Annotated in this window: 11 protein-coding genes; 2 read left to right on the top strand and 9 right to left on the bottom strand. The window is 42.6% G+C overall.

The genetic code is table 11. From position 1 onward, the window contains the following. Positions 1–23: 23 nt before the first annotated feature. The gene (locus IGJ45_RS02695; protein ID WP_005471603.1) at positions 24–1,169 is read right to left on the bottom strand and encodes a cysteine desulfurase family protein; all 1,146 of its coding nucleotides are present in this window, start codon (positions 1,167–1,169) and stop codon (positions 24–26) included. A gap of 150 nt (positions 1,170–1,319) precedes the next feature. Further along, the gene (gene ezrA, locus IGJ45_RS02690) at positions 1,320–3,041 is read right to left on the bottom strand and encodes a septation ring formation regulator EzrA (RefSeq protein ID WP_003127330.1); all 1,722 of its coding nucleotides are present in this window, start codon (positions 3,039–3,041) and stop codon (positions 1,320–1,322) included. Between the two features lie 368 nt (positions 3,042–3,409). Between ezrA and IGJ45_RS02685 the strand changes: the two genes are divergently transcribed. Further along, a complete protein-coding gene (locus IGJ45_RS02685; RefSeq protein WP_003127329.1) occupies positions 3,410–4,759 on the top strand; it encodes an aspartate kinase in 1,350 nt (449 codons plus the stop codon). Between the two features lie 123 nt (positions 4,760–4,882). Here IGJ45_RS02685 and IGJ45_RS02680 read toward each other — a convergent pair whose 3' ends face one another. From IGJ45_RS02680 to IGJ45_RS02670, 3 genes are all read right to left on the bottom strand, one after another. After that, positions 4,883–5,395 (bottom strand): haloacid dehalogenase, encoded by a 513-nt coding sequence (locus tag IGJ45_RS02680; RefSeq protein ID WP_003127328.1) that lies wholly within the window; start codon positions 5,393–5,395, stop codon positions 4,883–4,885. A gap of 67 nt (positions 5,396–5,462) precedes the next feature. After that, entirely contained in the window at positions 5,463–6,302 is an 840-nt protein-coding gene (locus IGJ45_RS02675; protein WP_003127327.1) for a Cof-type HAD-IIB family hydrolase, read from the bottom strand. Between the two features lie 8 nt (positions 6,303–6,310). Further along, positions 6,311–7,141, bottom strand: a complete 831-nt coding sequence (locus IGJ45_RS02670; protein WP_003127326.1) for a DUF72 domain-containing protein — start codon at positions 7,139–7,141, stop codon at positions 6,311–6,313. Between the two features lie 85 nt (positions 7,142–7,226). Between IGJ45_RS02670 and IGJ45_RS02665 the strand changes: the two genes are divergently transcribed. Next, entirely contained in the window at positions 7,227–8,195 is a 969-nt protein-coding gene (locus tag IGJ45_RS02665; RefSeq protein WP_005471602.1) for an asparaginase, read from the top strand. Between the two features lie 114 nt (positions 8,196–8,309). On the opposite strand, the gene IGJ45_RS02660 is transcribed toward IGJ45_RS02665, so the two are convergent. The 4 genes from IGJ45_RS02660 to IGJ45_RS02645 form a co-directional block, all read right to left on the bottom strand. Next, complete coding sequence (locus IGJ45_RS02660; protein ID WP_003127324.1) at positions 8,310–9,068, bottom strand: acyl-ACP thioesterase domain-containing protein; 759 nt, start codon at positions 9,066–9,068, stop codon at positions 8,310–8,312. A gap of 15 nt (positions 9,069–9,083) precedes the next feature. Further along, on the bottom strand, positions 9,084–9,914 hold the full coding sequence (locus tag IGJ45_RS02655) for a fructosamine kinase family protein (RefSeq protein ID WP_005471595.1): 831 nt from the start codon (positions 9,912–9,914) through the stop codon (positions 9,084–9,086). Positions 9,915–9,928: 14 nt separating this feature from the next. Further along, the gene (locus tag IGJ45_RS02650; protein ID WP_005471589.1) at positions 9,929–10,705 is read right to left on the bottom strand and encodes a tyrosine-protein phosphatase; all 777 of its coding nucleotides are present in this window, start codon (positions 10,703–10,705) and stop codon (positions 9,929–9,931) included. A 237-nt stretch (positions 10,706–10,942) separates the two neighbouring features. Next, a complete protein-coding gene (locus IGJ45_RS02645; protein WP_003127320.1) occupies positions 10,943–12,331 on the bottom strand; it encodes an L-cystine transporter in 1,389 nt (462 codons plus the stop codon). Positions 12,332–12,558: the final 227 nt, after the last annotated feature.

Below are 12,558 nucleotides of genomic sequence, written 5' to 3'. Positions count from 1 at the left end.
GTTGGTATGTTCGCAACATGCTCTTATTGGCTTAATTTTGAGAACTTTTGATAAAGCTGATTAAATACAATCAAAAATTGTTCTACTTCGGCCATCGTATTACTTTCATCCAAGCTGACCCGAACTGCTGAAGTAGCTAAGCGACTAGGGACATGCATCGCATGCAATGTGCTGCTAGCCATTTTCTTGCGGGAAGAGCAGGCACTAGTCGTTGAGAGATAAATCTGTTTTTCTTCAAAGGCATGGACAAGCACTTCTCCTCTGATCCCTTCCAATGAGAAACAAAGAATATGCGGCGCAAAATGTTCGGCTCCAGAAAACACCGTCACTTTCTCATACTCAGATAATGCTTCTGAAAGGTAACTTTTCAATAAGCCCACATGGTTAGGCCGGGCAGCTTTTTGTTCAAGTGCTAGTCGCAACGCTTTAGCCATTGCAACAATTGCCGGTAAATTCTCAGTCCCGCTGCGCTGATTTTGTTCTTGCCCGCCACCGGTCATCAATGGTGTTAGCTTACGGCCTTTTTTCCAATAAATAAAACCGACGCCCCTAGGTCCATGAAACTTGTGGGCAGAAAATGTGGCAAAGTCTACCCGTTGTGGCAACCATTGCTGCTGATCAACCTTCGCAATTGCTTGAACAGCATCCACATGGAAGTGGATGCGAGGATGAGCTTCTAGAATTTCAGCGATTTGATTGATTGGCTGGATCGAACCAATTTCGTTGTTGACTGCCATCACAGAAACAAGAATCGTTTCCTTTCGGATCAGTTGCTGCAAAGCAGCGACATCTACAAATCCAGTAGAAGTAACGGGTGCGATACTCACGTCAAACCCTAGTTCTTTCAACTGTTCTGCGGTCTCACTGACCGCTGGATGTTCGATGCCAGAAATAATCAAGTGATTGCCATAAGCTTTTTTGGCGATCGCGGTGCCTTTTAAGACCCAATTGTCTCCTTCCGTCCCCCCACTGGTAAACCAAATCTCTGAAGCAGAAACTTGCAGCAGCTCAGCAATTTGCGCCCGAGACTGTTCCAAAAGACGGCTGGCTTGACTGCCAAGATCGTGAAGACTTGAAGGGTTGCCGATAATACGCTGACTAACTTTTACATATGTATCTAATGCTTGCGGATAAATTGCGGTTGTGGCGCTGTTATCAAAATAAATCAATGCTAGGACCCTTTCTTTGAAAAATTCTTTCCCATTATAACTGCTCTTTCCTGCTCTTTCAAGAAGTTCCTCTTCTTGGATCGATTTGTCGGTAGAGAATCCGCCAATTCACTAAAAAAGCCAGACAGTTTTTCACTGCTGGCTTTTGCTTTATACTAAATCACGATTCTTGAAATAGAAGTTCTCGATCCGCTTGAAAGCACCTGGTTCGACGCGTTCCAAAGCTGTCCCGATCTCATCTAATGCATCTTGATAACGATACTCTTTCGTAAACAGATACAAACTCTTATCAATCGCTGCTTTGATGTCGGCATGTGAATGACGGTAACGGTTTGCATATTGCATCATTTGTTCTGTCAATGCAGCTGCATCCACTAAATCTTTCGTTTGTTCATCAAGCATGTCTAAATCTTCTTCACAAACTGAAACCAATTTATTGATTTCTTGCATGTTGATCCGAATTTTATTCAATTCTTTGCCTAATTCTTCCACTCGGTCAGTTGCGACAAAGAAGAATTCTAAGTATTCCCCTGGTAAGCCTGGCAAACGCTGTTTCTCAACAAAACGTTTGAGGTTACGTAAACGAAATTCGAAGTTCTCTACTTTCTCTTGTGCGACCTTTTCACCACGGCGTAGATCACTTAGCGCTTCATCGATTTCAACTTGTTGCGCTTCGACATCATCTAAAATTTTGTAAGCATCTTTATAAAAACTTTGTACTTCTGAATAAGGGATCTCATGGTTTTCCAACTGCGGCAAGTATTCATTGTTGCGGCGAGCCAATTCATCGACTTCTGTTTGGAAGCCACGAACCCGACCTAATTCATTATGATTCAATGTATAGCTTTGAGCGGTATGATCCAACTCAATCAATAATTGACGATTGTTTTTCGTCGCATGATCGATGTAGTCAACAATCACTTGACGATTTTTAAGAACATATTTCTTCGCATTGATTTCACGTTCCATTACCGTATACAAAGCATCGATGTCACTAGCTGTATCCCGATTAGCTACCTCCACAGAAGCAACTTCTGTTTTGGCTAAATCATTCATAGAATTTTCAACCCGTTTTTTCACGCGGTTGATATCTTCTTGGAAGTTAGCTTCAGGAAAGACGTATTTTTGATCCAATAATTTTTTGTATCCATCTTGGATTTCTTTTAATTGATCAGGGAACGTACGATTCAGCTCTTCATAAGCAGCTGGGATTCGTTTCATCAAATCTTCGACTTCATAGGTGTGTTGCTCTGCTTGTTCTAAAACTTCCCGAGCTTCGACCGGATCACCGGAAGTATTCAGCGTAACAAATTGAGTGAATTCAATCTCGATATTTTTGATTTGCTTTTGCAGTTCGTTATAAGCTGGACCAAATTCCTCTCCATGCTCCCGCAAGTTTTTCTTCAAATCTTCATAAACATCCAATGCTTTTTGGACTTCTAGGGAATTGCGTTCTTCACTTTCACGAAGTTCTTTCAAGCCGGCACGAATCTCTTCGACTTGACGTTCCATATCATCCATGGTTGCTTCCGCTTGTTCGATCGCTGTTTTAGCTTTGAAAAAGCGAATCCGTTCATTCAACTCTTCGACTTCAAAGATTTGGCTTTCCAGTTCCGCAAATGAGGAGGTGGAAATATCTGTCCATTGCTGGTTCCATTCTCGGAATGTGTTTTGGCTTTGACCCACCAAATGCATTTTTTTCACTTCATCGACTTCTTCAATGACCGGCAGATCAAACAGGTTTTCTTTACGTTTCTCTAAGACATCCAGTTTCTCCTGATTTTTCTTTCGCATAAAGTAACCGATCGCATATAAGATCGCCGCGATGACGACAATGGCAATAACGATTCCAAAGATGATATTAGTTCCCATTTTATGGTTCCTCCAATTTTCAAATCTACACTTTTCGTATGAAATCCGCGTTTTCACAGATCCGTTTTTGGGTATGTAAGGTATCTCAAATAAAAGGACCCACTTGTCCCTTTTCAAAAAAAGCATCTACGCTAGATTATAGCATAAAGAAAAAAATCAAGCATTAAATTGCGGCAAAAAAGATTGACTTTTTTGCGACTTCCTCCAATTTTTCATTCTTTTTTTAACAAGCTCTCTCTAAATTTCCTTGGAAAAGCCGAAATCAAAAAAGCTTTTTCCTGTTTTTTGGTGCCTTTTTTAAGAAATGCCTTGATTTCTCACTTTTGACACTGTACTCTAGAAAAAAGCTTGAACAGGAGTAATGCAAGATGAAAGTAGCAAAATTTGGTGGTAGTTCGCTCGCTTCAGCCGAGCAAGTGCAAAAAGTAGTTGATATTATCCAAGCAGATCCACAACGCCGTTTTGTTGTTGTTTCTGCCCCCGGTAAACGCCATGCAGACGATACCAAAGTGACTGATCTTTTATTAGCCACTTGTGAAGGACTAGCTGCATCAAAAGATGTCCGTCCCTTATTAACAGAAATTTATGCGCGTTATGCTGCCATCGCTGCCCCTTTTCAAGTGGCGCCTGAATTATTGGCAGAGATCCAAAGTGCTTTACAGCAGTTTCTGACATTGTCGCCTAATGATGACCCACATTTTCATGACAAGATCTTAGCTAGTGGAGAAGACAATAACGCTCGTTTGATTGCCGGAATTTTACAAGCATCCGGTCTAGCAGCACGTTACTTAAACCCAGAGGAGCTAGGGATCTTAGTCACTGATGAACCCCAAAACGCCCGGATCTTGCCAGCATCTTACACAAAAATCAATGCCTGGGCAGAAACAGAAGAAATTTTAGTGATCCCAGGATTTTTTGGGTATACGGAGGATGGAGAAATCTGTACTTTCTCTCGAGGCGGATCAGATATTTCTGGTGCATTGGTAGCTGCTGGTGTCAACGCGACGCTTTATGAGAACTTTACAGACGTCGATGGTATTTTTTCGGCTCATCCAGGTTATGTCCATCACCCAGAACCCATCAAAGAACTGACTTATCGAGAAATGCGGGAACTTTCGTATGCCGGATTCACGGTGCTGCACGATGAAGCGTTGATGCCTTCTTATCGGGCAAAGATTCCCGTCGTTATCAAAAATACGAATAATCCCACACATCCAGGAACCATGATTACCAACCAACGGAACAACTTGACACAACCAGTTGTCGGTGTTGCTAGTGATGAAGGCTTCTGTATGATCTACATCCGTAAATACTTGATGAACCGAGAAGTTGGTTTTACTTTACGCGTCCTTGAGATTTTCAAAGAATTTGATTTAAACTATGAGCATATGCCGTCCGGAATCGATGATATCTCGATCATTATGAGAGCCAATCAATTAAATCCGGTGTTGGAAGAAGAATTGCTGCGCAAGATCGCTTATGAGATCGATCCAGATGAATTACGAATGACCCACGACTTATCCATGGTCGTAGTCGTCGGCGAAGGGATGCGCCAACGAGTGGGGATCACTGCAGACAGCACAGCTGCATTGGCCCGCAAGAACATCAACTTGGAAATGATCAACCAAGGTTCTTCCGAGGTCAGTATTATGTTTGGTATCCATAAAGAACAAGAGAAAGCCGCTGTTCGAACTTTGTATTATACCTTTTTTGATTGATAGTCAGTGGCCTTTCCCAACAAAGCCGCCCCTCAAATACACTTAGAACAAAAAAACAAGATGACCCTTGCGAATGATTTTGCAAAGGTCATCTTATTTTTATGGGTGTTCACTCGTTTCAAGTCAACTCTTCATTTTTGCTACGATCTGACGTTCAATTTCAGCTTTGATGCGGGGCTCTGGAGCAAAACGTTCTTCCCAATCCGCAGGTTTCATGACTTTATGAGTCACAGGATGGTAATGGGGCATGCCATCTGGAAAAAGTTTCCCCATATTGGCTTCATGAACGATTTTCAAAATTGGTGCCGGATCGACACCCAATAGTGAAAAAGAGCCATAGGTGAAATACAAAAGATCGCATAAGGCATCGACTTGCTCGACTAACGTATCCGTCACTGGTTTTTGTTTGCTAGTGATCTTTTCTTTTGCTTGCTCGATTCCCTGATGCAGATCCGCCACTGACTGTGCGAACTGCTCGGGATCATTGTTGGCCGCTGCATACAAAAACTCAACTAATTCTTCTACTTTGAACCCTGCACGGAAACTGGCCTTTTCTGGTGTGAATGGCCGTGGTTGCTCCGGACGTGTCGGGTCAAAGGTTTGATGAAATTCTTCTGTCATTTCAAAAGGACTCATCTTCTTTCCTCCTCCGTTGATCTCACTCAATCAATTCGTGTATTCCATTTATTCCTCTAGTTATGTGTTATTCGATGATGCCATAGTGTTTCAGAGCCTGAGCGATACCATCTTCATTATTAGATGCTGTTACATAATTGGCCGCTGTCTTTGCCACTTGCTGCGCATTCCCCATAGCCACCCCAATACCAACACCTTTCAACATCTCGATATCATTTTCGTGATCCCCAAAAGCCATGGCTTCCTCGATCGCGATCCCTTCATAAGCCAAAAACTCATGGATTCCCTTCATTTTCGAGCCTTTCTTGGGGACGATATCCACTGAATAGGCATTGGAGCGTTTGAAATCACAGGAAGGCAGTTTTTGCTTTAGCTTTTCTTTCTCTGATTCGGGACTCAGCATAATGCACTGATAAATTGGTTCCCGCAAAATATCCAGAGACTGATACCGTTTGGCATTTCGATTTGGACTGAATCGCTGCAGCAATTTTTTTAGCACCCCAACGGGAAACTTCTTTGGGACGAATCGCAAATAACGTTGCATCACTGGTGATTGACTCAAACGAATCGTCAAGCTGCCAGCCACTTTGGTTTCTCCGCCAAACATTACCTGCCGATAATTTTCATCTGCATATGCAACAATTTCTTCAAGGATGTTCTTCGAGAAAGGTTTGGCATAAATCAAATTTTGTTTGGTGTAGACAAACTGCCCATTATAGGTGATGAACATATCCAAATCTAAATAATCGATGACTTTCTCTAATTCTACAGGTCCGCGGCCTGTCGCCACGCCACATAAAACACCTTGTTTTCTGGCTTCTTTGATCGCTGCTCGGGTACTTGCCATCGCTTTCCCGTTATCTGCGATCAATGTACCATCGATGTCAAAAAAAATTGCTTTAATCATATAACTCCTCAAAATAGCTCCAATTGGCTAGGATTCAGTTGTTGGTAATCGATTTGCATGGCTTCGATCAACGCGCGGGCATTGTCCGCCGCATCACCGCCAGCATTATTGTTAAAAATAACAGCAACTTCTTGTGCGTGAGCCGCTGTTTCTTCGACTGCTTGACGTAGTTCACTTAATTCTTTCTCATTGTAGCGATAGAGCGTCCGATTCTTTTTGGCGTCAGGTCCGGTAGCTGTCCAACCAACATCATTTCTGCCATGAAAACGACATACGGCAAATGCCGGGTTAGTCACTAGCGGTTCTAAAGGAACCGTAGTGGAGAGTTTCTTGGGCTCATCAACAATAACCAACGAGAACTTTTGCTTGCGCATATAGGCTTGCATCGAAGAGCGGAACTCTGGCTGATACCAACTATTATCCCGCAACTCGATTGCCACCGGATACGCTGCAAACCACTGACGTACTTCATCTAAATACGCCACACTTTCTTTCGTACACTTAAACCGGTTGGGAAATTGTGCCAGCAAACAATAAAGCCGGCCAGCATCCACCATAGGTTGAATCGCCTGCTTGAAAGCTGTTAGTGCTTCTGCCATAGACATACCTTCCGGCAAATCACCTTGTGTCGTTACGCTTTGATGCACTTTAAGAATAAAACGGAAGTTATCCGGTACCTGCGTCAACCAATTCCGCACATCCTTCTCTTTGGGTAAATAATGATAAGACGTATCCAGTTCAACCACAGGAAAGACACTGGCATATTCAAAAAGTTTTGATGTTTTTCTCTGAACAAGAGAACCATGTTCACTAAATGTCGTACAACCAATTCGAATCATTTTTCCTCACCTTGCTTGTTTTCTTATTTGATTAGTATACAATAGTTTTGGAGTTATGAGTAAAATAATCTTTGAGGTGACAAAAATGAAAAAAATCCTCGTTTTGCATACAGGTGGCACCATTGCCATGAAAGAAGATGTGTTGACCGGTGGTGTCAGTCCAGACGTCACAAACCCATTGATGGACGCCCCTATCCATATCGATGACGATGTTGAACTGATCGTTGAAGATATCTTTAATCTACCTAGTCCTCACATTGCACCTGAGCAAATGCTGCAAATCAAAGAACGCATCCAGTTGGCTCATTTAAGTGGAATCGATGGCGTAGTTGTCACTCACGGAACAGATACATTAGAAGAAACTGCCTTTTTTCTAGATACAACGATCGGCAATCAGCTGCCTATCGTCATTACAGGTGCCATGCGCTCCAGTAATGAAGTCGGCAGTGACGGTTTATATAATTTTGAAAGTGCCATTCGCGTAGCAAAATGTGATGATGCTCAAAAAAAGGGTGTTCTAGTCGTTATGAATGACGAAATCCACTCTGCTCGTTATGTCACAAAGACGCATACAACGAATGTTGCAACTTTTCGCACGCCAACACTAGGTCCCATTGGGCTGGTCACAAAAAATCGAATATTATTCATGCAGGAACTATTAGAGAGTCGCCAATTGGATGTTGATCGGGTCGATGGCTTGATTCCGATCGTTAAAGCCTATGCCGGCATGCATGGAGAACTTTTTGAGGCCTTAGCAGAATCCAATATCGATGGATTGGTCATTGAAGCCCTCGGAGCTGGCAATCTACCACCCCAAACATTACCGCCGCTAAAAAAATTACTGGCGAAACAAATCCCAGTCGTACTAGTCTCCCGCTGTTTCAACGGTATTGCCGAACCTGTCTATGGTTATTCTGGAGGCGGAAAAGAACTGCAGGAGATGGGAGTCATCTTTTGCAATAGCATCAACAGTCAAAAAGCCCGAATCAAATTGCTGATCGCCAAAAATCGTCGGCTGCCATTAGTTGAATTACACGACTTTATGGAAAACTGATTGTTGACTTTTTTAGAAACTAAACTGACAAAAAACCGCACCTTCGCTTGTTCTTAGCAACTGACCTTTTTTAAGAGAAGGTCAATCGCTAAGAACAGACGATTGTCAGTGCGGTTAGTTGTTTTCATTATTTTTTGTTCGTTCATGCCACTTCATTGCGGCTTCGCAGTACGTCGTCTCTCCGATTCTGATCTCATGTAATGTTTCCAAATGGTTCTCATCCCGAATCGTTTCAAAATGACTTTCTACTAAGTTCCCGTACTCAACTTCTCGGTCAAAACGAATCGTTATTTCCTTCACCTGATGCGTCGTCAAAAATTCATAGCCTAAAACATCCAGCAGCCAATTAAAATACATTGCATTGTTGACGTGCTGATTGCTGTCGATATCATAAAACCGAACCCGATAAGGTAAAAAATGTCCTTTTTCTGGGGAATTGATTTTAGGATAGCGCTTGATGCGCTTGATTTTCTCACTTTCAAAAGGAGCGACGATCTCATCTGGAACACTGCTGACTTTGCGTGTTGCCAAATCCATCAATGCAAAAACCGACTCGATCTTCACTAATTCATTTCCTTGGGCGTCGTGCAGCCAGAAATAGCGGTAGCAAAAATATTTATTGTATTCTTTTGCTTGTGTTGAGACCATGATCTGTTCCCCGACCATCGGCAACCGATTGACCGTGATATGGTAAGTAGTAATGATCCATGTCAGTCCAAAAGAGCGAATGTATTCTGGCCCACGCTCCAATACTGCACTTTGCTCTTCGGATACTTTGATTGCCACTCCCAACATTGCTGGAAACGTCATTGTCTGATTGATATCGCACTCATAATAAGCGACTTCATGTTCTTTTTGATACTTTGCTACCATCTTGCCAAATGCCTCCTAATATCTACTCAAAATCTCATCTACATTATTGCCGTAACTTTCACCGAATAGATTCAAATGAACCAATAAATAGTACAACTGATACACAGGAACCCGCTCTTGCCAATTTTTTTCCAGCGGGAAGACTTGCTGATAGCGTTGGAAAAATTCCGGACGAAATCCGCCGAATAATTGCGCCATCGCCAGATCAAGTTCGCGATCACCAAAGGATACAGCCGGATCAATGAAAACTGGATCACCCTTCTGATCAAACAGCACATTGCCGCGCCAAAAGTCACCATGCAGTAAAGAAGGTTGAACCTGTCGACCTGACCACTCTTGATACAGCGTTTCTTTCAGATTTAGGTACTTATCTTCTCGGCGAGGATTCCAATGATTTCCTAACTTGGCCAATTCCACCTGAACGTCTAAGCGGCACGTGGTATAAAAACTCACCCAATCCTCTGCCGCGGGATTCACCTGCGGCAATAAGCCAATAAAGTTGTCCTGTTCAAATCCAAACGTTGGGCTTGTTTGCCGATGGATCTCAGCTAAAGCAGTGGCGATCGACTCTTGATCACCTTCACCAACATCGATCCATTCTAGCAAAAGGTAGGCGCCATGTTCGTTATCTCCATATTGATAAACGGCGGGTACGCGAACATAGGGACGTAATTGTGCCAATCCTGCTGCTTCTGCTTGAAAAAACTGCTGGGATACTCCTGGATGATACTTCAAGAAATACTGTCTTTCTTCTGACCGCAACCGGAACGTCTGATTCACGTCACCCCCGCTGATCGGCGTTAATGTTCCGGATAACCCAAACTGGGCAAGCAATTCCTGATTCATGTTGGACACATCCTTTACTCGGTAAAGTGGGCGTGAAAATACTCTTTTTCGTCTTTTGTGATTGCCAGTCCTTCTTTTAAATACTGATCCACCGTGCCAAATTCTTTTTTGATCGCTGCTAAACTTTCATCAAGAAAACTTTCTTTTGCACTCATCAATGTGGTGATGGCTTCAAGAACTTCAGGCGGCATTTGCTGCGCCATAGGGGCAAATTTCTCTTTTAAAAAAGGCCCCAGATAGCGATTCGTTGCCAGATAGTCTTGTTTGATAGTTGATTGATCCACCTCTAATAAAGATAAGAGCAGAAATGCCCCGAAGCCTGTTCGATCTTTCCCTGCTGTACAATGAAATAGGGTTGCTCCTGCTTCCGCATTTTCTAATACCAAGTCAAAAAAATGACGGTATTGCTTTCGAGCATGCGGACTTTCGACAAAGTGGCGATATACCTTCTTCATCTGATCTTCTGCATCATCCCCATCTGCCAGCTTTTGCTTCAATGTCTCTGGTGATAAGGAAACCATCGTTTCATCTTCGCTAAAAATCGGCAAAAAGAACTGCTGGGCATAACGGATTGGCTGATCTGGCTGTGCTTTGGCTTCTTCATAGGAACGAAAATCAATGATTTGATTGATGCCATAGTTGCTCAATGTTGCTTGATCTGTCTCAGACAGCTCATTGATCGCGGCACTACGAATCAGTTTTTTCCGCTTAATGGTCTTCCCTGATGTCGTTTTATAACCGCCTAATTCTCTGACATTTGCTGCATTTTCTAACTGAATCAGTTGTGTCATCTTGATCCCTCCTGCGCCTGTATACAAAAAGTATAGCAGAAACCCATAAAAAAAGCGGTGAATATTTCTTTATTATTCTCTCATCTACTAAAGATAGCGGTCAGAGTAAGCCATAATGACACATAATAACAATAGTGACTCTGATTTTTGGTCACAAAAAAAGAAAGACCACACGCAGTCTTTCTTAATAAACACTCTTTTGTTATCACTTGATTTTAGTAGCGGCTTCTACTTGAATCAATCGGCATCAATCACAGCAGTTTGACTTTCAAGTGTTGCACGATCTAGTTCATGGATACGACTGCTAGTCACCACACCGGCAACCATGCTGTCACTGACATTAACCAGTGTTCGAGCCATATCGATCAGTGGTTCAACAGAAATGACTAGACCAACGATTGCGATCGGCAAGTTCATTGATCCTAAAACGATCAATGAAGCAAAGGTTGCCCCACCACCGACACCAGCAACACCAAAAGAACTGATGGTTACGACCGCCACCAAAAGCAGGATAAACTGCCAATCAAAGACATTGATTCCTACCGTAGGCGCTACGATCGTGGCTAACATCGCCGGATACACACCAGCACAGCCATTTTGTCCAATTGACAAGCCAAAGCTACCAGCAAAATTGGCGGTTGCTTCGTCGACACCTAGCGCTTTTGTTTGCGTTTCGATATTCAATGGCAACGCACCGGCACTTGAGCGTGAAGTAAATGCAAAACTTAACACTGGAAAAGCTTTCTTGAAATAAGTAATTGGATTGACTTTTACACTCGCTAACAACAAGGAATGAACGAGCAAGACAATGATCAATGCTGCATAAGAAGCTAAAATAAATTTCCCAAGATTTAGGATCGCTTCGAAATCACTTGATGCTAGAACATTTGTCATCAACGCCAATACACCATAAGGAGTCAACCGCAACACAAGTGTGACGATTCGCATCACGATCTTGTACAAGCTATCCATTAGATCAGCAAACGTTTGCGCCTCTTTCGGGGCTTTTTTCTTCACCCCTAAGTAGGCAATCCCTACAAAAGCAGAAAAAATTACCACTCCAATCGTACTCGTTGAACGTGTCCCAGCTAGATCGGCAAAAACATTATTCGGAATAAAGGATACGATCTGTTGAGGAATTGACAAGTCTTGGACTTGGGTAGAACGTTCTGCCAACTCAGCGATCCGTGCGGTCTCCGCTGCGCCTTCAGTAAAACTCGCACCGTCTAAACCAAACAACATAACCATCACGATTCCGATCAGTGCAGCGATTGCTGTCGTGCCCAACAAAGTAGCCAACACAGTAAAGCTGATTTTTTTGATTTTTTCGCTTTCTTTCATCTTGGTAAATGCCCCGACGATCGAAACAAAAACCAATGGCATGATCAACATTTGCAGCAGTGCTACATAGCCGTTCCCCACCATTGTGATCCACTCTAGTGATTGGGTGATCACTTCCGAGCCAGTTCCAAAGATCGCCTGTAAGATACCACCAAAAAGTATCCCGACAAACAACGCTGTAAACACTCGTGTAGAGAATTTCAGATGACGCTTTTGCATCAGGTAGAACCCATAAATAAGGGCAGCAAAAATAAGTACAACAATAACTATAAACAGATTTGTCATTAGTCTCCTCCTTTAACATTAAGTAAAATGACAAAGTCTGTCAGTGGAAGTAAAGGTTCCCAGTGACCATTCTTCAACAGTTCACTCTAATGAGACGTGTGGCATCATTAGTGACTGTTTTATTTTATAGAAAGAATGGCGATCTTACAATTAATAAGTTTCACATTTTTCTGCTAAAGATCATAAAAATGGACAAAAAAAGCTGTGACAGCGCAGCTAATAAACGG

The organism is Enterococcus sp. DIV0574, assembly GCF_051711125.1.
Taxonomy (GTDB): Bacteria; Bacillota; Bacilli; order Lactobacillales; family Enterococcaceae; genus Enterococcus_D; species Enterococcus_D gallinarum.
Note: the sequence above shows the minus strand (reverse complement) of the source record. Positions and strands in the feature narration are given on the sequence as shown.